The organism is Agreia sp. PsM10, from assembly GCF_030433855.1.
Classification (GTDB): domain Bacteria; phylum Actinomycetota; class Actinomycetes; order Actinomycetales; family Microbacteriaceae; genus Agreia.
The window spans coordinates 159,211-183,212 of the sequence record NZ_JARUXC010000006.1 but is presented as its reverse complement, the minus strand read 5'-3'; the positions used below and the strand labels follow the sequence as shown (position 1 = coordinate 183,212).

23 protein-coding genes and 2 tRNA genes are annotated in these 24,002 nt (G+C 65.0%); 8 read left to right on the top strand and 17 right to left on the bottom strand.

The window, feature by feature from the left end; all coding sequences use genetic code 11:
- The first annotated feature begins 22 nt into the window (after window positions 1-22).
- The 4 genes from QCD70_RS09860 (at window position 23) to pknB (ending at window position 6,408) form a co-directional block, all read left to right on the top strand.
- A complete protein-coding gene (locus QCD70_RS09860) occupies window positions 23-1,399 on the top strand; it encodes an FtsW/RodA/SpoVE family cell cycle protein (protein ID WP_301215840.1) in 1,377 nt (458 codons plus the stop codon).
- 4 nt (window positions 1,400-1,403) lie between these two features.
- Entirely contained in the window at window positions 1,404-2,855 is a 1,452-nt protein-coding gene (locus QCD70_RS09855; protein WP_301215627.1) for a peptidoglycan D,D-transpeptidase FtsI family protein, read from the top strand.
- Window positions 2,852-4,639 (top strand): protein kinase domain-containing protein, encoded by a 1,788-nt coding sequence (locus tag QCD70_RS09850; RefSeq protein WP_301215625.1) that lies wholly within the window; start codon window positions 2,852-2,854, stop codon window positions 4,637-4,639. The genes QCD70_RS09855 and QCD70_RS09850 overlap by 4 nt, the downstream gene beginning before the upstream one ends.
- Window positions 4,640-4,701: 62 nt before the next feature.
- Window positions 4,702-6,408, top strand: coding sequence for a Stk1 family PASTA domain-containing Ser/Thr kinase (gene pknB, locus QCD70_RS09845; RefSeq protein WP_301215623.1), 1,707 nt, complete (start codon window positions 4,702-4,704; stop codon window positions 6,406-6,408).
- A 3-nt stretch (window positions 6,409-6,411) separates the two neighbouring features.
- Here pknB and QCD70_RS09840 read toward each other — a convergent pair whose 3' ends face one another.
- From QCD70_RS09840 to QCD70_RS09830, 3 genes are read right to left on the bottom strand one after another with little or no spacing between them, the layout of a single operon-like run.
- Entirely contained in the window at window positions 6,412-7,050 is a 639-nt protein-coding gene (locus QCD70_RS09840) for an anthranilate synthase component II (RefSeq protein ID WP_301215621.1), read from the bottom strand.
- Window positions 7,047-7,208, bottom strand: a complete 162-nt coding sequence (locus tag QCD70_RS09835) for a hypothetical protein (RefSeq protein WP_301215619.1) — start codon at window positions 7,206-7,208, stop codon at window positions 7,047-7,049. The genes QCD70_RS09840 and QCD70_RS09835 overlap by 4 nt, the downstream gene beginning before the upstream one ends.
- A 1-nt stretch (window position 7,209) precedes the next feature.
- Window positions 7,210-8,268, bottom strand: coding sequence for a class E sortase (locus QCD70_RS09830; protein WP_301215618.1), 1,059 nt, complete (start codon window positions 8,266-8,268; stop codon window positions 7,210-7,212).
- Between the two features lie 81 nt (window positions 8,269-8,349).
- Between QCD70_RS09830 and QCD70_RS09825 the strand changes: the two genes are divergently transcribed.
- Window positions 8,350-8,607 carry a cell division protein CrgA gene (locus QCD70_RS09825; RefSeq protein ID WP_044440925.1) on the top strand — a complete coding sequence of 86 codons (258 nt, stop codon included), beginning with the start codon at window positions 8,350-8,352 and terminating at the stop codon, window positions 8,605-8,607.
- Window positions 8,608-8,724: 117 nt separating this feature from the next.
- Here QCD70_RS09825 and QCD70_RS09820 read toward each other — a convergent pair whose 3' ends face one another.
- Window positions 8,725-9,570, bottom strand: a complete 846-nt coding sequence (locus tag QCD70_RS09820) for a rhomboid family intramembrane serine protease (protein ID WP_301215615.1) — start codon at window positions 9,568-9,570, stop codon at window positions 8,725-8,727.
- Between the two features lie 30 nt (window positions 9,571-9,600).
- On the bottom strand, window positions 9,601-10,140 hold the full coding sequence (locus QCD70_RS09815; RefSeq protein ID WP_301215613.1) for a peptidylprolyl isomerase: 540 nt from the start codon (window positions 10,138-10,140) through the stop codon (window positions 9,601-9,603).
- A gap of 144 nt (window positions 10,141-10,284) precedes the next feature.
- Here QCD70_RS09815 and QCD70_RS09810 point away from each other — a divergent pair, with 144 nt between their 5' ends.
- Entirely contained in the window at window positions 10,285-10,794 is a 510-nt protein-coding gene (locus tag QCD70_RS09810; protein ID WP_055932556.1) for a hypothetical protein, read from the top strand.
- A gap of 67 nt (window positions 10,795-10,861) precedes the next feature.
- Here the strand turns inward: QCD70_RS09810 and QCD70_RS09805 are convergent, their stop codons facing one another.
- Window positions 10,862-11,299 (bottom strand): NUDIX hydrolase, encoded by a 438-nt coding sequence (locus tag QCD70_RS09805; RefSeq protein ID WP_301215610.1) that lies wholly within the window; start codon window positions 11,297-11,299, stop codon window positions 10,862-10,864.
- A gap of 133 nt (window positions 11,300-11,432) precedes the next feature.
- On the opposite strand from QCD70_RS09805, the gene QCD70_RS09800 reads away from it, so the two are divergent.
- Entirely contained in the window at window positions 11,433-11,693 is a 261-nt protein-coding gene (locus QCD70_RS09800) for a substrate-binding domain-containing protein (RefSeq protein WP_301215608.1), read from the top strand.
- Between the two features lies 1 nt (window position 11,694).
- Here the strand turns inward: QCD70_RS09800 and QCD70_RS09795 are convergent, their stop codons facing one another.
- The 11 genes from QCD70_RS09795 to dnaA form a co-directional block, all read right to left on the bottom strand.
- On the bottom strand, window positions 11,695-12,315 hold the full coding sequence (locus tag QCD70_RS09795; RefSeq protein WP_301215606.1) for a hypothetical protein: 621 nt from the start codon (window positions 12,313-12,315) through the stop codon (window positions 11,695-11,697).
- A 47-nt stretch (window positions 12,316-12,362) separates the two neighbouring features.
- Window positions 12,363-12,435 (bottom strand) — tRNA-Ala (locus QCD70_RS09790).
- A 31-nt stretch (window positions 12,436-12,466) separates the two neighbouring features.
- Window positions 12,467-12,540 (bottom strand) — tRNA-Ile (locus tag QCD70_RS09785).
- 92 nt (window positions 12,541-12,632) lie between these two features.
- Entirely contained in the window at window positions 12,633-13,040 is a 408-nt protein-coding gene (locus QCD70_RS09780; protein ID WP_055943880.1) for a DUF3566 domain-containing protein, read from the bottom strand.
- Window positions 13,033-15,621 carry a DNA gyrase subunit A gene (gene gyrA / locus QCD70_RS09775; protein ID WP_301215603.1) on the bottom strand — a complete coding sequence of 863 codons (2,589 nt, stop codon included), beginning with the start codon at window positions 15,619-15,621 and terminating at the stop codon, window positions 13,033-13,035. Before gyrA ends, QCD70_RS09780 begins: the two co-directional genes overlap by 8 nt.
- A gap of 39 nt (window positions 15,622-15,660) precedes the next feature.
- On the bottom strand, window positions 15,661-17,634 hold the full coding sequence (gene gyrB, locus QCD70_RS09770; protein ID WP_301215601.1) for a DNA topoisomerase (ATP-hydrolyzing) subunit B: 1,974 nt from the start codon (window positions 17,632-17,634) through the stop codon (window positions 15,661-15,663).
- Between the two features lie 136 nt (window positions 17,635-17,770).
- Window positions 17,771-18,292 carry a DUF721 domain-containing protein gene (locus QCD70_RS09765; protein WP_301215600.1) on the bottom strand — a complete coding sequence of 174 codons (522 nt, stop codon included), beginning with the start codon at window positions 18,290-18,292 and terminating at the stop codon, window positions 17,771-17,773.
- Window positions 18,289-19,506: a DNA replication/repair protein RecF gene (recF, locus tag QCD70_RS09760; protein ID WP_301215598.1), complete on the bottom strand. Its 1,218-nt coding sequence runs from the start codon at window positions 19,504-19,506 to the stop codon at window positions 18,289-18,291. Before recF ends, QCD70_RS09765 begins: the two co-directional genes overlap by 4 nt.
- Before the next feature lie 85 nt (window positions 19,507-19,591).
- Complete coding sequence (gene gnd / locus QCD70_RS09755) at window positions 19,592-20,482, bottom strand: phosphogluconate dehydrogenase (NAD(+)-dependent, decarboxylating) (RefSeq protein WP_055932583.1); 891 nt, start codon at window positions 20,480-20,482, stop codon at window positions 19,592-19,594.
- A gap of 68 nt (window positions 20,483-20,550) precedes the next feature.
- The gene (gene dnaN / locus QCD70_RS09750; protein ID WP_055932586.1) at window positions 20,551-21,696 is read right to left on the bottom strand and encodes a DNA polymerase III subunit beta; all 1,146 of its coding nucleotides are present in this window, start codon (window positions 21,694-21,696) and stop codon (window positions 20,551-20,553) included.
- A 391-nt stretch (window positions 21,697-22,087) separates the two neighbouring features.
- Window positions 22,088-23,521 (bottom strand): chromosomal replication initiator protein DnaA, encoded by a 1,434-nt coding sequence (gene dnaA / locus QCD70_RS09745; RefSeq protein WP_055932589.1) that lies wholly within the window; start codon window positions 23,519-23,521, stop codon window positions 22,088-22,090.
- Between the two features lie 339 nt (window positions 23,522-23,860).
- Here dnaA and rpmH point away from each other — a divergent pair, with 339 nt between their 5' ends.
- Window positions 23,861-23,998, top strand: coding sequence for a 50S ribosomal protein L34 (rpmH, locus tag QCD70_RS09740; protein WP_010204566.1), 138 nt, complete (start codon window positions 23,861-23,863; stop codon window positions 23,996-23,998).
- Window positions 23,999-24,002 lie beyond the last annotated feature (4 nt).

Below are 24,002 nucleotides of genomic sequence, written 5' to 3'. Positions count from 1 at the left end.
TCTCAATGCATCGAGCCCCGTGATCGAGTCGTCGCCGATCGTTCCGGATGCCGGTCGCGGCATCCGTCGCATCCGCGTGCCCCAGAAACTCCGCAACCTCGAACTGTTCCTGCTGGTCATCGCCTGCGGCATCAACGCATCCGCCGTCGTGCTCGTTCAGCTCGGCGCGATCGGCACCGTCGACTCCACGGTGATCACGCTGGGCGCGAGCCTCTCGGTTCTCGTGATCGCGATGCACATCGCCCTGCGCTACGTCGCCCCGAACGCCGATCCGTTCATCCTGCCCGTCGCCGCGATCCTCAACGGAATCGGCATCGCCGTGATCTATCACGTCGACCTCATCAACGGCGACACGGGGTGGGACTCGACCGCCATCAGACAGGTCGTGTGGAGCGCCATCGCCCTGGTGTGCGCCATCGCGGTCGTCGTCATCATCCGCAACCACCGCGTGCTTCAGCGCTACACCTACGTCTTCATGTTCGCGGCGTTCGTCCTGCTGCTGCTGCCCATGCTTCCCGGCATCGGGCAGGAGATCTTCGGCGCCCGCGTGTGGATCCACATCGGTCCGTTCTCGTTCCAGCCCGGCGAGATCGCGAAGATCCTCCTCGCCATCTTCTTCGCCGGGTTCCTCGTGCAGCGCCGCGACACCCTGTCGCTCGTGGGCCGCAAGGTGCTCGGCGTGCGGTTCCCACGGGCACGCGACCTGGGACCCATCATCGTGATCTGGGCGCTCTCGATGTCGGTCATCGTGTTCCAGCGAGATCTGGGCACGGCCCTTCTCTACTTCGGACTGTTCGTGGTGATGCTCTACGTCGCAACCGGCCGCACGAGCTGGATCCTGCTCGGCGGCGGGCTCTTCCTCGCCGGCGCCGTCGTCGCGAGCCAGACCCTCACCTACGTCAACGATCGCTTCAACGCCTGGCTCGACCCGTTCAGCCAGAAGAACTACGACGACGTCGGCGGCAGCTTCCAGCTCGTGCAGGGCATCTTCGGACTCGCCAACGGCGGGCTCATCGGCACCGGACTCGGCCGGGGCCGACCCGACATCACTCCTCTGGCCCAGAGCGACTTCATCATCTCGGCCATCGGAGAGGAGCTGGGACTCGCCGGCCTGTTCGCGATCCTCTGCCTCTACCTGCTGCTCATCGCGCGAGGCCTGCGCATCAGCTTCGCAGGCCACGACGACTTCGGCCGGCTTCTCGGCGTGGGCCTGTCGTTCGTGATCGCCCTGCAGTGCTTCGTCGTCATCGGCGGAGTGACCCGGGTGATCCCGCTGACCGGCCTCACGACGCCGTTCCTCGCCTCGGGCGGATCGTCGCTCATGGCCAACTGGATCATCGTGGCGCTGCTCCTGCGCCTGTCGGACACAGTCCGCAACCAGCCAAGGCTGGTGATCTAGTCCGATGAGCAAAGAACTCAAACGCGTCGCGATCGTCGTTCTGCTGATGTTCGCCGCTCTCTTCGTGGCGACCACGAGCATCCAGTTCTTTCAGACGGATGCCCTCGCCGCCGACACCCGCAACACGCGCGCCCTCTACGCAAGCTACGACGCCGAGCGCGGCCCGATCCTGGTCGACGGCCAGCCGATCGCCATGTCTGTGCCCGTCGACGACGACTACAAGTTCCAGCGCACCTACACGAACGGGCCGCTGTACAGCCAGGTCACCGGCTACTACACGCTGGGCCAGGGTTCGACGGGAATCGAGCAGTCCCTGGGCGACTACCTCTCGGGCACGGCCGACTCGCAGTTCCTCGCCCGCATCAACAGCATCATCACGGGGCAGAAGCCCAAGGGCGCATCCGTCGAACTCACGATCGACCCCGTGGTTCAGCAGGCGGCCTGGGATGCCCTGGGCGACTACAAGGGAACGGTCGTCGCGATCGAGCCGTCGACCGGGCGCATCCTCGCCATGGTCTCGAAGCCCACCTTCGACCCCAACACCCTCGCCGTGCATGACACCCAGGCGGTGATCGACGCCTACGACTCGTTGATCGACGCACCGGGCGATCCCCTCATCAACCGCTCGATCGACGGCAACCTCTACCCGCCGGGATCGACGTTCAAGATCGTCACCTCGTCGGCCGCCCTCGAGAGCGGCATCGCGGCCACCGACACCCAGCCGAACCTCTCGCGGTTCCCCCTTCCCGGATCGACCAACACCGTCTCGAATGCCGGCGGCGGTACCTGCGGCGGCGGAGACACGGTCTCCCTCGAGACGGCGTTCGTTCTCTCGTGCAACATCCCCATGGCCGAGTTCGGCGTGCAGATGGGCGACAGCACCCTCGTCGACAAGGCGAAGGCCTTCGGATTCGACAAGGAACTCGACATCCCGATGGCCGTGCAGCCCAGCACCATCCGCTCGCCCATGACCGACGACAAGCTCGCGCTGGCCGCGTTCGGTCAAGACGAAGACAGGGTCACGCCCCTGCAGGTCGCGATGTTCTCAGCCGCCGTCGCCAACAAAGGAACCATCATGAAACCGAACCTGGTCGACTCGATAACGGCGCCCGATCTGACGGTGCTGCAGCAGTTCGAACCGGAGGTGTTCGCCGAGCCGATCAGCTCTACAACATCTTCGACACTTTCGCAGTTCATGGTGTCCGCCGTCGAGAATGGCGCGGCTACTAATGCAAGAATAGACGGGGTCAGCGTGGCCGGTAAGACAGGCACGGCAGAGAACGGTGAAGACGATCCGTACACTCTCTGGTTCACCGGTTTCGCCCCCGCAGACAACCCTCGGGTGGCCATCGCGGTAGTGGTGGAGGACGGCGGAGGCGAAGACCAATCCGGCTCGGGGAACACCATCGCCGCGCCGATAGCAAAACGAGTACTTGAGGCGGTGCTGAGTAAATGAGACCCACAGCAGGGCTCACCTTCGGGGGACGCTACGAACTGTCCAGCCGCATTGCGATCGGAGGCATGGGCGAGGTCTGGCAGGCCACCGACCTGGTCATCGGTCGAACCGTCGCGATCAAGATCCTCAAAGACGAATACCTGGGAGATCCCGGGTTCCTCGAGCGCTTCCGAGCAGAGGCGCGCCACGCCGCACTCGTGAACCACGAGGGCATCGCCAACGTCTTCGACTACGGAGAAGAGGAGGGCAGCGCCTACCTCGTCATGGAACTCGTTCCCGGCGAAGCGCTCTCCACCATCCTCGAGCGGGAGCACGTTCTCTCGACCGACCGCGTACTCGACATCGTCGCGCAGACCGCGTCGGCCCTTCAGGCCGCCCACGCTGCCGGCCTCGTGCACCGCGACATCAAGCCGGGCAACCTGCTGATCACGCCCGACGGCCGAGTCAAGATCACCGACTTCGGAATCGCGCGCATCGCCGACCAGGTTCCGCTCACCGCGACCGGCCAGGTCATGGGAACGGTGCAGTACCTGTCGCCCGAGCAGGCGTCCGGCCAGTCGGCGTCGCCGACCACCGATGTCTACTCGCTCGGAATCGTCGCCTACGAGTGCCTCGCGGGCAAGCGCCCGTTCACCGGCGAATCGCAGGTCGCGATCGCCATGGCCCAGATCAACGAGACTCCGCCTGACCTGCCCGTCACGGTCGCAGAACCGGTGCGCAACCTCGTTCTCTCGTGCATCGCCAAGAAGCCCGAAGACCGTCCGTCGTCGACGGCCAACCTCGCGCGCGCCGCCACGGCGCTGCGCCGCGGCGACATCGCGGCGGCGGCCGCTGCAGTTCCCGCCATCCTGGGCGGCCGTCCTGCCCCGCAGACGCAGGCCACCAGCCTGATGCCCACCGCCAGCACCGTTCCCTACGGGTCGACGCAGGCCACGACCGTGATCGGCGCGGCCGGCGCGGGCGATGCACTGCTGCCCCCGATAGACGACGGCGCCGAGCAGTCCGGCGACAAGAAGAAGAAGCGCAGTCCCTGGACCTGGCCGCTCATCGTTCTCATCGCGATCCTCGTGCTCGTGCTCGGCGGCACGATCACCGCGCTCGTGATCGGTCAGAACGGCTCGAACGACGTGCCGGCGACCACCTCGACGACGCCCGCCTCGACGCCATCGAAGACTCCGACGCCGACTCCGACGCCCACCACCACGCCGACCGCGACGACGGTCGCCATCCCCGAGAGCGAGCTCCTCGGCAAGTCGTTCGATGATGCAGCGGCCATTCTCGTGGCGCTGAACTTCGACCTCAGCGCGTCGAGCGTCACGGGAAACGCGGCCACCACGGCCGAGCAGGTGGGAACGGTCTACAAGGTCAACCCTGTCGGAAACGTCCAGCGCGGCACCACGATCGAACTCACCGTCTACGGCCCCCTGCCCACGGTGAACGCGCCCACCACGGCGCCCAAGCTCGGCAGCGTCGACGCACCCACGCCGCTTCCGGCCAATCAGGTTCCGGCAGCCACCGGATCGTTCACCGTCTCGTGGAGCGCGTACAGCTGCCCGTCGGGTACGAGCCTCGACGCGTACTCGATCGTGGCCACGAACGCCACCGTACTCTCGGAGCCCGGCATCGGCACGCAGGCGACGCTCCAGGCCACGGCCCCGGGCCCCGTCACCGTCGCGTACACCGTCACCTGCTCCGGCATCGTGTCCCCCGCCTCGCCGGCCCTCAGCCTCACCGCCGTCGCAGGATCGACCACGGCCCCGGGCGGAGCCGGAACGAACGACTGACGATCTGCGATTCCCATGCACCTAGACTGAGAACCCCCTTACACCGACCATGGAGTACCACTGTGACCGATGAACATCGCCTGCTTGCCGGGCGGTATCGAATCGGAGAAGTCATCGGCCGTGGGGGAATGGCCAATGTCTACTCAGGACGAGACGAGCGCCTCGGGCGTCAGGTTGCGATCAAGCTCCTGCGCTCCTCCTTGGCGAGCGATCCCGTCTTCCGCACCCGCTTCAAGCAGGAGGCCCAGGCGGCGTCGCGCATGGCGCACCCCACGATCGTGCGCGTGTTCGACGCGGGCGAAGAGAAGGTGCGCGAGCCCGGCGGCTTCGAAGGTGTCGTTCCGTTCATCGTGATGGAGTACGTCGAAGGACGTCTTCTGAAGGACATCATCAAAGAGGGTCCCGTCGCTCCGGCCGAGGCCATCCGCATCACCGAGGGCATCCTCACCGCTCTCGAGTACTCGCACCGGGCCGGCGTCGTTCACCGCGACATCAAGCCCGGAAACATCATGCTGACCACGTCGGGTCAGGTGAAGGTCATGGACTTCGGAATCGCGCGAGCGATCTCCGACTCGTCGGCGACCGTCGCCCAGACCACCGCGATTCTGGGAACCGCACAGTACTTCTCTCCCGAGCAGGCGCGCGGCGAATCCGTCGACGCACGCACCGACCTGTACTCCACCGGCGTCGTGCTGTTCGAGCTGCTCACCGGACAGGCTCCCTTCCGAGGAGACACCCCGGTAGCCGTGGCCTACCAGCACGTCAGCGAGACCCCTCCGGTTCCGTCATCGATCAACCACAACATCTCGCCTGCCATCGACCGGGTCGTCCTGCACGCGCTCACCAAAGACCGCTTCTCCCGCTTCCAGTCCTCGGCCGAGTTCCGCACCGACCTTCAGATCGCGGGCGCCGGCAAGATCCCGTCGAAGCGACCCCCGGTCGAAGACTTCCAGTCGTCGCTCTTCGGCGCTCCGCCGAGCCTCACGGCCACGTCCGATTCGGCGCTCACGCAGCTGGCGGGCGACGACGACTACGCGGTGCGCACGCAGTCCAGGCCCCCCGTCGTGTGGATCTGGGCCGGCATCGCGAGCGTCGCCGTCATCATCGTCGCCATCGTCTTCTGGATCTTCACCCTTCAGCCGACCACGATCGTCCCCGACAACTCGATCACGGTGCCCACCGTGGCCGGGCAGACCTTCGACTCGGCAGACAGCACGCTGCAACAGCTCGGGCTCGTCACGGCCAGGCAAGACGTTTTCGACCCCGACGTTCCCGAGGGGCGAGTGATCCGTACCGATCCCGAGCCCGGAACCGTGCTGAACCAGAGCTCCGATCTGATGATCGACGTCTACGTGTCGCTCGGCAAGCAGACCGTCTCGATTCCGGATGTCGGGGGGCAGCCCGCCGCCGATGCCTCGACAGCCCTCACGACGCTCGGATTGACGGTCGGTTCCACGACCAAGGAGAACTCCGCCACGGCTCCGACCGACACCGTCATCCGCACCGACCCGGCCGCGGGCACGGCGAGTTTCGTGGGAGATTCGATCAATCTGGTCATCTCGACCGGCCTCGTGAGCGTTCCCGACGTATCGGGTCAGGCGCTCGACGTGGCGAGCACGACCCTGCAGGGCCTCGCCCTGCAGGTGAGCGTGGAAGGCGATCCCGGCTGCAAGACCGTGGCGGGCAACCCTGTGTCGAGCCAGTCGGTCGCGGCGGGCGACGCGCCGCAGAAGTCGGCCATCGCCATCCGGTACTGCACCGGGGCGTGACGCCTAGCTCGTGCGCATGAGCGGGCTGAGGTGCTGCGCCGCCTCGGGCGCACCCGCGAGCCCGGCCGCCGCGAGCCAGTTGCCCAGCATGCGGTAGCCGCCCTCGGTGAGAACCGACTCCGGGTGGAACTGCACGCCGAACACGGGCGCCTCGATGTGCCTGAGGCCCATGATGACGCCGCCGCGAGTACGACTGGTCACGACGAGCTCGTCGGGCACCGTGCCGTCGACCACGGCGAGCGAGTGATACCTCGTGGCCGTGAACGGATCGGGCACGCCTGTATAGAAGGCACTGCCGTCGTGCTCGATGAGGCTGGTCTTGCCGTGCATCAGCTCGTCGGCGTGCGTGACCGTAGCGCCCAGCGCCTCTCCGATCGCCTGGTGACCGAGGCAGACACCGAGAAGGGGCGTGGAGCCGGCGAGCGCCGCGTGCACGACCGGGATGGAGACGCCGGCGTCGTGCGGAGTTCCGGGACCCGGAGAGATGAGCACGGCGTCGTAGTCTGCAATTCGAGCCGACGCGTCGGCAGCCGTGAAGTCGTCGTTGCGAACGACCTCGGTCTCGGCCCCCAGCTGGAGCAGGTAGCCGTTGAGGGTGTAGACGAAGCTGTCGTAGTTGTCGATGACGAGAACGCGCGTCATCGGTCGACGGTCACTTCCTGTGTGGGGGTGATCAGCACGTCGATCCACGGGAAGACCCGGGCGGCGAGGGCGTAGACGACCGCGGCGACCAGAATCAGAACGAGAATGATGCGCAGCCAGACCGGCCCGGGCAGAACTCTCCAGAGGGCGGCATACATGTCAGTTCCCCGATCCGACGACGGATGCGATCTCGGCGGGCGGCCCGGCCGAGCGCGGCTGCCACGACTCGAAGGCACCGTAGGCGATGATGCGCTCCGACGCGATGTACAGCGGGTTGCAGCTCGTGAGCGTGATGAGTCGATCGACCGCCGTGGCGCCCTCGACCTGGGGAACGGGATCGATGACGCCCACGCCGTAGGGGGTCACGTACTCGGTGTCTCGGTACCTGTAGGTGTACCAGCCGTCTTGCGTCTCGACATAGATGGGATCGCCGATCTGCAGCTCGTTGATCTTGATGAACGCGCTGCCCCAGCCGTCGCGGTGGGCCGCGATCGCGAAGTTGCCGACCTCGCCGGGCATCTGGGTGTCTTCGTAGTGACCGGCGCCGCCCTTGTTGAGCACGGTGTGGGGGTCGACGCCCTCGGCGATGGTGCGCTTGAAGTCCGCTCCGAAGCGGGGAACGTAGATGATGGCGAAGTCGGTGCCCGTCGAGGGCGCACCCATCACAGCGGGGTCGCCGTAGTTCGCCGGCGCCGCCGTGTCGGTCGTGGTCGGAGTCGGCGTGGGCGTCGTGCCCGTGACGACCGGCAGGTTCCAGTCGTCGGCCAGTGACGACGCGTCCGATGTCTGCTCGTTGGTGAGAACGATGCTGTTCCACCACAGCTGCCATCCGAGAAAGAGGAGCACGAACACGCCGGCCGTGATGAGCAGCTCGCCGAAGACCCCCACGACCTTGGTGGCCATGCTGCGCCTCACGGGTGGCTGCTCGGCGGCCGAGGCGGCGCGGGCCTTCTTCGCGGCGCGACCGGATGCGGCTGCGCCGGCGGCCTCATCGGGCTCGTCGCCTTCCACAGGCGGCTCGGAGGCGAGGATGCCGAGCTGCTCGAACTGCTGCGTCGGCTCGGACTGCTGCGTCTGCTCGGGCTCGGGCGTCGAAGACGACGGGGTCGGGCCCGTCGAGCTCTTGAGCGCGTCGGCCTCGGCCTTCCGGGCCTCACGCCGTGACATCGGCGCAGCACCGGAACTCGGCTGAATATCCCCCGGCTGGTATTCGGTCATTGTCGTATTGTAAGCGGTGGATGCTGGCCTTTGCCTTGAGAGCCGAGTCGTTCTCAGGCATTCCGGGCTAGAATCTCCCCTATGGCCCGCGAGAAGACCCGTTCACCCCGTTCCGAAGTCGCCAAGACTGCTACCCGAAGCGGTGATGAGTCGACCAAGCCCAACCCGGTGTGGTTCAAGCCGGTCATGTTCGGCTTCATGCTCGTCGGTCTCGCCTGGATCATCACGTTCTACGTGAGTCAGGCCAAGTTCCCCATCGCCGACCTGGGCGGCGGCAACATCCTCATCGGATTCGGAATCGCGTTCATCGGCTTCCTGATGACCACCCGGTGGCGCTGACCCCGTCTTCATCGGCCATACCGCGTTATCACCGGCCTGTCCGGCCTGTGGATAACTCCTAATTACACCCGTGTAATTATCCCCAGCTGTGTATAAGCCTGTTAATAACTCTGTGAGCTAGACGAGGGCCTTCGCCACGGTCAGCCCGACGAGGGCCACTCCCGTGGCCACGAGCAGCAGGATCTGGGTATTCTTCTGGCGTACGTTGCGCGTCTTCGTGAAGATCAGGCCCATCAGCGCGCCCGCGGCCAGACCGCCGAGGTGCGCCTGCCACGCGATGCCGAGTCCGGGGATGAAGCCGATGACCAGGTTGATGCCCACGAGCACCAGCAGCTGGATGTTCGTGCCGCCCAGATGCCGCTGGATGACGAAGTAGGCGCCCATCAGTCCGAAGATCGCACCCGACGCACCGACCACACCTTGGAACGGCGACGCGATCAGGTCGACGGCCACCGAGCCGCCGAGGCCCGACAGCAGGAAGAGCGTGAGGTAGCGGGCGCGACCGAGCGTGTGCTCGAGCAGTTGCCCGAAGATGAACAGGGCGTACATGTTGAACAGCAGATGGAAGATGCCGCCGTGCATGAAGATCGAGGTGATCATGCGCCAGGGCTCGAGCGGTGCCCCGAGACCGGGCTGCGTGTAGGCACCGGCGTACTGCAGGGCCTGGGTCACCGACGAGCCGATGCCCGGGACGCTCTGCAGAACGAAGAAGAACGCCGCGACACCGATCAGCGAGTAGGTGACGACCGGCTGGGTAGACGTGCTGCGGAAGGCCGTGACGAAACGAGGCTTCGGGCGGGCGGGCCGATTCTGGCGAGCGCAGTCGACGCAGTGCACCCCCACGGCCGCCTGCACCTGACACTCGGGGCAGACGGTCTTGCCGCAGCGCTGACACAGCACGAAACTCTGTCGACCGGGATGCCGGTAACAGTAGTTATCGGCATCCACCGGAGCCTGGGACACCCGTGCTCGTCTCTATCGTGTCGGAGAGACCTAGACGGCCTCGATGGTGACGCTCTCGACGACCACGCTGTCGAGCGGGCGGTCGCCCGCGTCGGTCGCGACGGCGCCGATCTTCTCGACGATGCGCTTCGACTCGTCGTCGGCGACCTCGCCGAAGATCGAGTGCTTGGCCTGAAGCCAGGTCGTCGGACCGGTGGTGATGAAGAACTGCGATCCGTTCGTGCCGTGACCACCGCGCTGGCCGGCGTTGGCCATGGCCAGAACGTAGGGCTGCGTGAAGTTGAGTTCGGGGCTGATCTCGTCGTCGAACGCGTAGCCCGGTCCGCCGGTTCCCTGGCCGATGGGGTCGCCGCCCTGGATCATGAATCCCGGGATGATGCGGTGGAAGATCGTGCCGTCGTAGAGCTTGTCCTTCGAGACCTTGCCGGTCTGGGGGTGGGTCCACTCGATCTCGCCTGTGGCGAGTCCGACGAAGTTGGCGACCGTCTTCGGTGCCTGGTTGCCGAAAAGGTTGACCTTGATGGCGCCGTGGTTGGTGGTGAACGTTGCGACGTGCGTGTGTGCGGGCATGAATAGATTCTCCCATACCCGTTCCTGCATCCAGACGAGGCACAGGGTATGTGCGGGCGATCATCAGGGCAAGCCGTGCGCGGCGAGTGGTGCGCGTGGCAAGATTGGGGGGAACCGCGCTCGTTCCGCTGATGGAGGTTTTCAATGAGTCTTACTCGCAAGCGTCGCAAGGCGCTCAAGAAGTTGAAGGGCAGTGCTGAAGAGCTCTGGCTCGACCAGCAAGAGATCCTTGATCGCGCGAACCAGATCGCCCGTGTCGCCGCAGGCCACGCATCCGACCTGACCCGCGAAGAGGTCGTCCCGCGCGTGCGCGGTGCCGTCGACTCGATCGGTCCGGTCATCGGCCGCAATGTCGCCGGAGCCAAGCTCGCGGCACAGGAGGTGCGCAGCCGTTTCGCGCACGACGTCCTCCCGTCGGTCGGCACCGCTCTCGGCTCCGCCGCGACCGTGCTGCACGTGGCCAACAACCCCAGCGTCAAGCGGGCCATCGCCAAGACGCAGCCGAAGAAGGCACCGGTCGGCGGCATCGTCGCGATCGTGCTCGGCGTCGTGGCTGCAGCAGGTGTCGGCTACGCCCTGTGGCAGACGCTGCGCGCCGACGACGAACTGTGGATCGCCGACGACGAGGCCGTCTCGGAGACGCCCGCAGGCTAGGCAGCACACCCACGCATCATCGAGAGCGGCATCCCACGCGGGGTGCCGCTCTCGTCGTATGTAACGCTCAGCCCCCGAGGCGCGCTTCGGCGGCGGAGCGCATCCGCAGACCCGCATCGACGAGGTCGACACGATCGATCGAGGCCACGTCGTCGAGCGCGAACCAGGCCGCCTCGTCGGTACTGCCGTCGAGCTCGTTCGTGAGCTCGCCGCCCACGACCCTCGCGGTGTAGACGATTCTCAGGGCGTGCAGCGGCACCCCGGATCCGCTGAGTCGATTCTCGGCGGGGATGACCTTCGAGTCGACACCGATCAGCTCCCCGAGCTCCGCACCGTATCCGGTCTCCTCTGCGATCTCCCGCACGGCAGCGTCAGCGGGGTCCTCACCGGGATCGATGCCGCCGCCCGGAAGCGTCCATCCCGAGTAGCCGCCCTGGCTCCAGTGCGCCAGAAGAATCCGGTCGTCCTGAACGATGACGGCATAGGCGGCGACGCGGAGATCCATAGGAGCCAACCTACCCGGCGCGTCGGTGACGCGCCGGGCAGGTCATCCGCTCCGGGCCTACTCGGCGAGGCGCCGGTGACGACGATCGTGTGGTCTCCCACCTCGGCGTCGGCTGGAATCGAGAAGCTCGGCCATGATCCCGTTGCGGTCGGTCGTGGCGGTCGCCACGGTCACCGGCGTCGACCGGAACTCCACCGTCGGCACCGGCCGTGACCGTGACGTCCTCCGTGGCCGACAGGTCGCCCCAGACGCGTCTGCCGTCGGCCGGATCGCCGCCGAGCTCCTGTTCCGCCGGATCACCGGCGACACGTCGCCCGTGCAGCGCGTGCAGCTCGCCACGAGGCTCGTCCCCCGCGGCTCCGCAGAGCGACGGGGGCCCTTCGTCGCCCGCTGAGTCAGATGTCGTCCATCTGCTTCTTGAGGGCCGCCAGATCGACGTCGATCAGGGTTCGGATGCGACGGGCGCGGTTGCGGTCGTAGTCGGCGTTCTTCACGGGCGGCTTGGGGAGCCTGTCGAGTCGGGACTCGACGGCACCGCCCAGCTCGCCCCACGCATCCTGCCTCGCCGTCTCGACGATCTCGCCGACGTACCCGTCATCGGCGGACAGCTGCCTCAGCTTCTCTGCCAGCCGCAAGTTGACCGCGTGGCGGAGGTCGAGGGTAGCCAGGTCTTCGGGGTGGTAGTCGTGCTCATGCTTCACACTGCCACGCGCACGCGCCGCACGGGTCTTGAGAACGGCGGTGACACGTTCCGCATAGCCGGCTTGCTCGTCGGCCAGTCTCGCCATCGACTGGCGCACCTCGAGGGCCGTGACCTGGGGGTCGAAGGGGGCGTCGTGACGCAGGGCATTCACGATGATGTGGTTCTTGACCTCCATCACCACGGCGAAGCGGGCGATGAGCAGACCCTCGTCTACAGCGCGCTGCGCCGCGTCGCCGGTGATGAAAAGAGAAACGGCCTCGGGCGAATCAACCGGTCGCTTTCGCTTCCGATCGGTTTTTCGCCTCGAGGCCATTTCGATCCACCAGTCCTAAGAACTGCTGTTCACTTTCAGTATTGCGGTGGAGCCTAGGAGAATCGAACTCCTAACCCCCTGCTTGCAAAGCAGGTGCTCTGCCAATTGAGCTAAGGCCCCGGGTGAGAAGACTTCTTGTGAAAGCCTCTCGTGGGGGTACGTGGACTTGAACCACGGACCTCTTCGTTATCAGCGAAGCGCTCTAACCGCCTGAGCTATACCCCCGGACGGGCAGATAGTAGGTTATCCCACCTGCACCTGTTTCCCCAAACCGAGCGAACCCGGATGGGAAGAATCCGCCTAAATATCGATAAAAACTACTTGTTGGTGAAACCGAGCAGGATTCCGCCCGTGATCTTCGTCGCGAGGTTGTACAGAACCGCGCTGATCGCTCCGAGAGCGGTCACGACGATCACGTTCAGGATCGCCACGATCACCGCGAAGCCCATGACCTGCGACAGCGACGCGAAGTCGAAGAGGTCGAAGTTGTCCTGACCGGCGATGTCTTTCAGCAGACCGTTCACCTGGTCGAACACGCCGGTCTGGTTGAGCAGCGACCAGACGAGGAACGACACGACGATCGTGATGATTCCGAGAATCACCGCGAAGAGGAACGACAGCTTGAGGATCGACCAGAAGTCGACATAGACCAGCTTGAGCCGCACCTGCTTGGTGGCTGCGGGGCGCGACGACTTCTTCGCGAGTTTCTCGGCGACATTACTCATTCGTCGATTCTTCCTTTCCGTCGGGCTCTGATTCGCCCTGTGCGGCGGCGGCGCTTTCTGGAACACTATCCGACGCCGCATCGGCATCGAGGTTTCGTTCTGTGTTCTTGGCGAGAGCGATGATTCTGTCTTCGTCTGCGAAACGGGCGAAGACGACACCCATGGTGTCACGGCCCTTGGCGGGTACTTCGGCCACGGCAGAGCGTACCACCTTGCCGCTGGCAAGAACCACAAGCACCTCGTCGTCCTCCTCGACGATCAGGGAGCCCGCGAGATCGCCCCGGGCCTCCTGCAGCTTGGCCACCTTGATGCCGAGTCCGCCACGACCCTGCACGCGATACTGCTCGACGTGGGTGCGTTTCGCGAAGCCTCCCTCGGTGACCACGAACACGTAGCCCTCCTCCGAGACGACCGATGCTGCGAGCAGGTAGTCGTCGCTGCGGAACTTCATGCCGATGACGCCGGCCGTGCTGCGACCCATGGGGCGAAGCGAGTCGTTCGACGCCGTGAAGCGGATCGACATGCCCTTCTTCGAGACGAGCAGCACGTCGCTGTCCTCCTCGACGAGCAGGGCCGAGACGAGCTCGTCGCCCTCACGCAGGTTGATCGCGATGATTCCGCCCGTGCGGTTGGTGTCGTATTCGTCGAGCGCCGTCTTCTTGAGTAGACCGCCGCGGGTGGCGAGCACGAGGTACTTTGCCGCCTCGTAGTCGCGGATGTCGAGGACCTGCGCGATCTGCTCGTCGGGAGCCATGGCGAGCAGGTTGGCGACGTGCTGGCCCTTGGCGTCGCGTCCGGCCTCTTGAAGCTCGTACGCCTTGGCGCGGTAGACGCGACCCCTGTTCGTGAAGAACAGCAGCCAGTGGTGCGTGGTCGTCACGAAGAAATGCTCGACGACGTCGTCGGCGCGCAACTGGGCGCCCTTGACTCCCTTGCCGCCGCGGTGCTGGCTGCGGTAGTTGTCGCTGCGCGTGCGCTTGATGTAGCCGCCGCGCGTGACCGTGACCACCATCTCCTCTTCGGGGATGAGGTCTTCCATGTTCATGTCGCCGTCGAAGCCGAAGACGATCTCGGTGCGCCGATCGTCGCCGTACTTGTCGACGATCTCGCCGAGCTCCTCGACGATGATCTCGCGCTGACGCGCGGGCGAACCCAGGATGACGTTGTACTCGTCGATCTTGAGCTGCAGCGCGTCGGCCTCGTCCATGATCTTCTGGCGCTCGAGGGCCGCCAGGCGACGGAGCTGCATCTCGAGGATGGCGCGCGACTGCAGCTCGTCGATGTCGAGCAGCTCCATCAGACCGTCACGGGCGTCTTCGACCGTGTTGGAGCGGCGGATGAGAGCGATGACCTCGTCGAGCGCGTCGAGCGCCTTGAGGTAGCCCTGCAGGATGTGCATGCGCTCCTGCGCCTCGCGCAGGCGGAACATGGTGCGGCGCACGATGACGTCGATCTGGTGCGAGACCCACTCGCTGATGAATCCGTCGATCGACAGGGTGCGCGGAATGCCGTCGACGATCGCCAGCATGTTGGCGCCGAAGTTCTCTTGCAGCGAGGTGTGCTTGTAGAGGTTGTTGAGAACGACCTTCGCGACGGCGTCGCGCTTGAGCACGATGACGAGGCGCTGGCCGGTGCGGCCCGAGGTCTCGTCGCGGATGTCGGCGATGCCGCCGACCTTGCCGTCTTTGACGAGATCGGCGATCTTGATCGCCAGGTTGTCGGGGTTGACCTGGTAGGGCAGCTCGGTGACGACGAGGCAGGTGCGACCCTGCAGCTCCTCGACGTTGACGACGGCGCGCATCGTGATCGATCCGCGGCCCGTGCGGTAGGCGTCGTGGATGCCCTTGGTTCCGAGGATCTGCGCGCCCGTCGGGAAATCGGGGCCCTTGATGCGCTGGATCAGCGCGTCCTGCAGCTCCTCGCGCGACGCATCCGGGTTCTCGAGCGCCCACACGGCGCCCGCGGCGACCTCGCGCAGGTTGTGCGGCGGGATGTTGGTGGCCATGCCGACCGCGATGCCCACGGAGCCGTTGACCAGCAGGTTCGGGAAGCGCGCGGGAAGGACGACGGGCTCGAGCGTGCGGCCGTCGTAGTTGTCCTGGAAGTCGACGGTCTCTTCCTGGATGTCGCGCACCATCTCGAGCGCGAGCGGGGCCATCTTCGTCTCGGTGTATCGAGGGGCGGCGGCGCCGTCGTTGCCGGCGGATCCGAAGTTTCCCTGGCCGAGGGCGAGTGGATAGCGCAGGCTCCAGGGCTGGATCAGACGCACGAGGGCGTCATAGATCGACGTGTCGCCGTGGGGGTGGAACTGACCCATCACCTCGCCGACCACGCGGGCCGACTTGGAGAACGCGCGGTCGGGGCGGTATCCGCCGTCGTACATGGCGTAGATGACCCGGCGGTGCACGGGCTTGAGGCCGTCGCGCACGTCGGGAAGCGCCCTGCCCACGATGACGCTCATGGCGTAGTCGAGGTAGGAGCGCTGCATCTCGAGCTGCAGGTCGACCTGTTCGATGCGGTCGGTCACCGCACCGGAGGAGTCGGGGGCCTGGGGGATGTCGCCCGTGGTGTCGTCAGTCATGGTGTCCTAGCAGTAGAGCCCGTCGCCGAGCAGAGCGCATCAAATGTCGAGGAAGCGAACGTCTTTGGCGTTCTTCTGGATGAAGTTGCGTCGCGACTCGACGTCTTCGCCCATGAGGGTCGAGAAGATCTCATCGGCGGCCGCGGCATCGTCGAGCGTGATCTGGCGGAGGGTGCGCGTGTCTGGATCCATGGTGGTGTCCCACAGTTCGCGGTAGTCCATCTCGCCCAGACCCTTGTAGCGCTGGATTCCGTTGTCTTTCGGAATGCGCTTGCCCGCGGCCTGACCGCTCACGAGCAGGGCGTCGCGCTCGACGTCGGAGTACACGTACTCGTGGGCCGCGTTCGTCCACTTGAGACGGTAGAGCGGCGGCATGGCGAGGTAGACGTAGCCGAGCTCGATGAGCGGACGCATGTAGCGGAACACGAGCGTGAGCAGCAGCGTCGTGATGTGCTGGCCGTCGACGTCGGCATCGGCCATGAGCACGATCTTGTGGTACCGCGCCTTGTCGGGGTTGAAGTCCTCGCCGATGCCCGCGCCGAACGCGGTGATCATGGCCTGAACCTCGTTGTTGCCGAGGGCGCGGTCGAGGCGCGCCTTCTCGACGTTCAGGATCTTGCCGCGCAGCGGCAGGATGGCCTGGGTCTCGGGGTTGCGGCCCTGGATGGCGGAACCGCCGGCCGAGTCTCCCTCGACGATGAAGATCTCGCTCTTCTCCGGGTCGCGGCTCGAGCAGTCCTTGAGCTTTCCGGGCATGCCGCCGCCCTCGAGCAGCCCCTTGCGGCGGGTCTGCTCGCGCGCCTTGCGGGCGGCGAGGCGGGCCTGGGATGCCTGGATCGCCTTGCGAATGATGTCGCGGGCCTGCGTGGGGTTGCGGTCGAACCAGTCGGTGAGCTCCACACCCACGACGCGCTGCACGAAGGCCTTCGCCTCGGTGTTGCCCAGCTTGGTCTTGGTCTGACCCTCGAACTGCGGCTCTGCCAGCTTGATCGAGATGACGGCGGTCAGCCCTTCGCGCACGTCGTCGCCCGAGAGGTTGTCATCTTTCTCTTTGATGATTCCCTTCTCGCGCGCGTACTTGTTGACGAGGGTGGTGAGAGCGGCCCGGAAGCCCTCTTCGTGGGTGCCGCCCTCGTGCGTGTTGATCGTATTGGCGTAGGTGTGCACGCTCTCGGTGTAGCCCGTCGTCCACTGCATGGCGACCTCGAGCGCGATCTTGCGCACCGTGTCCTCCTGCTCGAACGAGATGATCTCCTCGTTGACGAGATCGTTCTTCTTCGCCCGGTTCAGGTACTCCACGTAGTCCTGGAGCCCCTTCTCGTAGAGGTAGGTCACCGCGACGGGCTCGCCATCGTCGCCGGCGGTCGCTCGCTCGTCGGTGAGGCTGATGCTGAGCCCCTTGTTGAGGAAGGCCATCTGCTGGAACCGGGCCCGCAGGGTCTCGTAGTCGAACTCGATCGACTCGAACGTCTCGGCACTGGGCCAGAAGGTGATGCGCGTGCCGGTCTCGGTGGTGGACTCGTCTTTCGAGAGCGGCGCCTCGGGAACGCCGTTGCGATAGCTCTGGCGGTAGACGTTGCCCTGGCGACGCACCTCGACCTCGAGTTCGCTCGAGAGGGCGTTGACGACCGAGCTGCCCACGCCGTGGAGCCCGCCGGACACGGCATAGCCGCCGCCGCCGAACTTGCCACCGGCGTGGAGGATCGTGAGCACGACCTCGACGGTGGACTTCTTCTCGACGGGGTGCATGTCGACGGGGATGCCACGGCCGTTGTCGGTGACCTGGATGCCGCCGTCGCGTCGCATGACCACGGAGATGGTGTCCGCGTACCCTGCCAGAGACTCGTCGACCGAGTTGTCGACGATCTCGTAGACCAGGTGATGCAGTCCGCGGGGTCCGGTCGATCCGATGTACATACCCGGACGCTTGCGAACCGCTTCAAGGCCTTCGAGCACCTGGATCTGGTCGGCGCCGTACTCGCTGTCGGGGTTCACTTTGTCTGATTCAGACATATAGAAATGGGCTCCTCAGTGCCGCCTCGATGTCAGTCAGGAAGGCGACCCTTAATTCTAGCAAAGCCAACGTGTTTTAAACGGCTCTACGGCGATCTGAGCCGTTTATTCTGACCGGGTGACCGTATTTGCCACGTCAACCGTAGGTATCGCGAGGACCACGCCCTGGAATTGATCTGGAGCCCTTTTTCCAGGACGGTGCGTGGGGTGCCTGAAAGCGAACGGTCTCGATGCCCGCATCCGGGTAGGACTGGGCGATGCGCGTCATGATCATCGTGCGCATGTGCCTCAGCTGCGTCGCCCAGGCCGTGGAGTCGCATTGAACGGTGAGAACGGAGTCGGTGACGTCGAGGGGGAAGCTGTGCTCCGCGGTGTCGGCTCCCGCGATCTCGGTCCATGCGAGAAGCAGGTCGGACTTGGCCAGAGGGGTGGCCCAGCCGAGCTCGCTCGTCATCGCGGTCATCACGTCGGAGATGCCTTTCGGGTCGCGTCCCCGGCCGTAGGCCTCGCTCTCGGCGACCGGTTCCCGGATACGGCGCTTTCGCGTTCCGTATCTGCGGCTCGACGCGTCGCCGAACACCTCTTTGAATCTCAGGTATACAGAGGACGAGAGGCTGGGTCCGTTCCCTGAGCCTGTCGAAGGGCCGGCGTCGCTCACGGCGCCTCCCCTTCGACAGGCTCAGGGAACGGCACGCTCGGGTCGACGATCGTTCCCGCGCTGATGCGCACCGTGTGCGGCGTCAGCGACGGCGGCACGTCGTCGTAGACGGCGGCGGTGATCAGCACCTGCTCGTAGTCGGCGACCGCGAGGGCGAGTCGCTGCCGTCTCGCCTCGTCGAGTTCGGCGAAAACGTCGTCGAGAATCACGACGGGGTCGCCGGTGGGCGACTCGATGCGCAGGAGGGCGGCGGCGGAGAGTTTGAGTGACAGCGCATACGACCACGACTCCCCATGGCTGGCGTATCCCTTGGCGGGCAGTCCGTTGAGTTCGAAGACGAGATCATCGCGGTGGGGCCCGATGAGGGTGAGTCCACGGTCGAGCTCCTGTCGACGCACACGGGTGAGACCTTCGCGGAAGAGGCCGGCGATGACCTCGCGCGTCAGCGCGTCCTTCGTCGTGCCCTCGGGAACGGCGAATCCGTCGTCGCCCTGCTCATCGGCATCCGGATGCGCGGACAGCACGCTGAGGCGATTTCCGAGCGCCGGACGGTGATCGGCTCCCGCGATGGAGCGGTAGGCGTCGACCACGAGGGGGTGCAGTCTGCCGACCAGAGCGACCCGCTCGGCGATCAGTTCGCTGCCGAGCTCCACCAGACGCTCGTCCCAGATGTCGAGTGTCGAGAGATTCGCGCCGCGCAGGCCCTGGGCACGCGCCGATTTGAGGAGCGTGTTGCGCTGCTTCAGCACTCTCTCGTAGTCCGACTGCACGCCGGCCAGCCGAGGAGTTCGCGCGACGAGCAGCTGGTCGAGAAATCGGCGTCGCCCCGACGGCTCGCCGCGGATCAGGGCCAGGTCTTCGGGAGCGAAGAGAACCGACGAGAAATATCGTGGCAGTTCGCGCGGCTTGATGACCGAGCGGTTGACCTGGGCCCTGTTGGCGCTCGAGCGGTTGATCTGCACCTCGACCAGCAGCTCGCGGGCATCGTGCTCGAGCCTGGCTCGCACGATGGCGGCGTTCTGGCCGGCGCGGATCATCGCGTGATCGACCGAGACGCGGTGCGACCCCAGGCTGCTCAGATAGCCGAGCGACTCGACAAGGTTGGTCTTGCCCTGGCCGTTGCTGCCTACGAAGAGGTTCGGCCCCGGCTCGAGGCCGACCTCTGCGGTGACGTAGTTGCGGAAGTCGACGAGGGAGAGATGCCGAACGAGCACGGGGTCTCTCCTGTCTTCCTGATGTTCCGTTCCCTGAGCTTGTCGAAGGGGGCCCCTTCGACAAGCTCAGGGAACGACATCACTTCTAGTCTTCGGCCTTCTTGACGGCGTGGCCACCGAACTGGTTGCGCAGTGCGGCGACGGCCTTCATCGACGGCGAGTCCTCCTGGCGGGAGACGAAGCGGGCGAAGATCGACGCGGAGATCGTGGGCACGGGAACGGCGTTCGCGATGGCCTCCTCGATCGTCCAGCGGCCTTCGCCCGAGTCCTCGACGTAGCCCTCGATCTCTTCGAACTCCGGGTCCTGCTCGAGAGCCTGAACGAGCAGCTCGAGCAGCCAGGAACGAACGACGGTTCCACGCTGCCAGGCCTTGAAGGTTCCCGTGACGTCTTTGATGATGTCTTTTCGGGTGTCGAGCAGCTCGTAGCCCTCGGCGTAAGCCTGCATCAGCGCGTATTCGATGCCGTTGTGCACCATCTTGGCGTAGTGGCCTGCGCCGACCTCGCCCACGTGCACGAAGCCCTCCTCGCGGGGGCCTTCGGGCCGGAGCGCGTCGAAGATCGGCATGAGCAGCTCGACGTTGGCCTTGGTGCCGCCGACCATCAGGCCGTAGCCGTTCTCGAGACCCCAGATGCCGCCCGAGACACCGGCATCCACATAACCGATGCCCTTGGGCTCGAGCTCTGCGGCGTGCTTGAAGTCCTCGGTGAAGCGCGAGTTGCCTCCATCGATGACCAGGTCGCCGTCGGACAGGACAGTGCCGAGCTCGGTGATGACCGAGTCGGTGATCTTGCCCGCGGGAACCATGACCCACACGATGCGGGGGCTGGGCAGGGCGGCTGCGAGAGCCGCGAGATCGGCGACATCGGAGACGGCCGGGTTGTTGTCGTAACCCGTCACCTCGTGTCCGGCGTTGCGCAGGCGCGCACGCATGTTGTTGCCCATCTTGCCGAGACCGACGAGTCCAATGTGCATTACGAAATCTCCTTGACGAAATACGTGGGTGTTGGCGCCCGGGATCCCGGCCGCCGGCATCCGGTGAATTACCGCAGCAACAGGTTCGGCTGCAGCAGGTATTTGTAGTCGTCTGTGCCGGGCTGGTCTTTGGACGACTGGCTCGTGATGAGCACGGGGCCCGGCTTGTTGGGGTTGTCGGTCTTGGTGAACGAGATCCGAACGTATTCCGAGTGCACCGCACTCAGACCATCAAGCAGGAACTGTGGTTTCAGCGAGACGACGGTGTCGGAGCCGGTGAGAAGTGCGTCGATCGATTCGGATGCCTGAGCCTGCTCGGAGCCGATGGCCTCGAGGGTGACACCGTCGATCGTGAAGGAGAAGCGGAGCGCGGCCTCGCGCTCGAGAACGAGGCTGACACGACGGGTCGACTCGATGAGCTCTGCCGTGTTGATGACCGCGTAGTTGTCGACGGTCTCGGGAAACAGACGCTTCACCGGAGGGAAGTTGCCCTTGATGAGCAGCGACGTGACGGTCTTCTTGTCGGCGCGGAAGGCGATCAGCTCGCGATCGTCGGTGTTGGTGATCGAGACCGAGATCGTGCCGGCGTTGCCGAAGGTCTTGCCGACCTCCTGCAGAGTCTTCGCGGGAACGAGAGCGCTGGCCGTGGTGACTCCGGCATCGCCCGAATCCCAATCGATGTTGCGCACGGCGACCCGGTAGCGGTCGGTGGCGACGAGCGAGAGGGTGTTGTCGGACACCTCGAGCTGCACTCCGGTGATGACGGGGGTGACGTCGTCTCGGGATGCGGCCACGGCGACCTGGGCCACGGCGGCGGCGAACTTGTCGGCGGGCAGGATGCCCGACTCTTCACCGATCTGCGGAAGGCTCGGGTACTCCTCGACCGGCATGCTCAGGAGGGTGAATTTGGCAGACCCGCTGGAGACGGTGATGCGGGAGTCTTCGGAAGCGAAGCGTACGGGTGCGTTCGGGAGCTTGCTCGCGATGTCGGAGAGAAGGCGGCCTGAGACCAGGACGGTGCCTGGCTCTTCGACGTCTGCGGCGATCTGGGTCTGGGCCGAGACTTCGTAGTCGAACGACGACAGGGTGAGTCCGTCTTCATCGGCTTTGATGAGGATTCCGGAGAGGATCGGCAGAGTGGTTCGCTGAGGCAACAGCTTGACGGCGAAGGAGACGGCTTCGCTGAAGACGTCTCTGTTGGCTTGGAACTTCACGAAGGCACTCCATACGAGATCGGCCAGTTGAGATGGGTTGCTGATTGGGCTCAATGCTAGCGGGTGACGACACCGTCGACGGTTTTTGTGATTCGAGAGCGACGCCGTCGGAAAGGTTGTCGGGGGCTGGATTAATTGAATTAAACGTTAATGGTCTTAACCGCTGTGGATATGTGGATAACTTCTGTGGATTGCAGTCGTGCGTAGGGAACTACACGAGTGTGAGATGTAGAAATCGTGTGCGGCGCGCATCCACAACTCGACTCCGCGACGAACGTGGGATTAACGACTCCACAACTCGGGGCCATTCCCTCACACATTCGGAGCCGTTATCCACAGCTTCTGCACAAGCTGTGGAAAGTGCTGTGCGATGCGCGGGTGCGAGACGCGATCAGACGTCTTTGTAGCGCTGGTTGTGCTTGATGCGATTGCTCACTTCGGTGACCTGGTTGTAGATCGACCGCTTCTCGGTCATGAGCTTGCCGATCTTGTTGTTCGCGTACATGACAGTGGTGTGGTCCCTGCCCCCGAACAGCTGGCCGATCTTCGGCAGCGAGAGGCTGGTCATCTCACGGCACAGATACATGGCGATCTGTCGTGCGGTCGCGATGGCCTGTGATCTCGATGAGCCATAGAGGTCGTCGACCGACAGCTTGAAGTACTCGGCCGTGTGATTGATGATGTCGACCGGCGCGATGATGTTGTCTTCATCGAGGGTGATGAGGTCTTTGAGCACGGTCTGCACGAGCTGCATATCGACGGGCGTGCGATTGAGGCTGGCGAACGCCGTGACCCGGATCAGGGTTCCCTCGAGCTCGCGCACATTGGACGAGACCTTGGTGGCCATGTACTCGAGGATGTCGTCGGGGACGCGCAGCTTCTCGCTCTGCGCCTTCTTGCGGAGGATGGCGATGCGTGTCTCGAGGTCGGGCGTCTGCACGTCTGTGATGAGACCCCACTCGAACCGCGTTCGCATGCGGTCCTCGAATCCCGTCAGGGCCTTCGGCGGCAGATCGGAGGTGATGACGACCTGCTTGTTGTGGTCGTGCAGAGTGTTGAAGGTGTGGAAGAAGGCTTCCTGGGTCTCGGCCTTGCCCTGCAGGAACTGGATGTCGTCGATGAGGAGCAGATCGATGTCGCGATAGCGGGAGTGGAAAGCCGCTCCCCTGTTGTTCGCGATCGAGTTGATGAAGTCGTTGGTGAACTCCTCGCTCGACACGTAGCGGACGCGCACCCCGGGATAGAGGCTCATGGCGTAATGACCGATGGCGTGCAGGAGGTGGGTCTTGCCGAGCCCTGAATCTCCATAGATGAAGAGCGGGTTGTAGGCCTTGGCCGGGGCCTCGGCCACAGCCACGGCGGCGGCGTGCGCGAAACGGTTCGAGCCGCCGATGACGAAGTTGTCGAAGCTGTACTTCGGATTGAGCCGGGTGTCGTTGTTGCGCGGCGGCCCGACGGTCTCCTGTGCGGGAGTCGGCTGCTGCTGCACAGGCGGTGTCTCGATGTAGACGGGTTCGGATGCCTCGGCCTGGCCGGCCATCTCGGATCCGCTGATCTCGGGATTGACCACCACGGAGAAGTTCGTGACGTCGAGGCCGGAGTCGAGCTGGCCGATGGCCGTCAGCAATGACGGGCGCACTCTCAGCTCGAGCATGTCGCGGGTGAAGTCGTTGGGTACCTCGAGATAGAACGACCCGGCCATGATGCCCTTCGGCACTACCAGCCCGAGGAAGCCGCGGAGTTGCGGTGTGATTCGTTCGTCACGGGACAGTGCCTGAAGTACGGAACGCCACTGGCCCTCCGTCGAGGTGTCATCCTCAGCCATGGAACTCCCGTCGAACAATATGAAAAAAGCAATTCTGCCTGTGGAAAACGAGAGCAGATCGAGCCGGCGTGCTGAGCGTCCCCGAGCGCCAGCGGGCTGGATAACTAAGCTAGTTGCTGCCATGCGGCAGGGCAAGCTCACTGTATTGACTCTACGCGTGTCATGCACAGGCAGTTTCCACAGTCTGTGGATAATTGATTCTTTGTGCCCGTGAAGTTTGACCATTGGCATTCGAGGTCGTAGGTTTAATCAGTTGACTTGTGGCCAATCGGCCCGCACTTACTTTCCCGGTTCCCTGTCGTGCACACGCGATGAGGTCCGGGCCACGGAGAACACACCATGAGCAAGAGAACTTTCCAGCCGAACAACCGCCGTCGCGCCAAGGTGCACGGCTTCCGTCTGCGCATGCGCACGCGCGCCGGCCGCGCCATCCTCGGCGCTCGTCGCCGCAAGGGTCGCACCGAGCTCTCCGCGTAGCAGC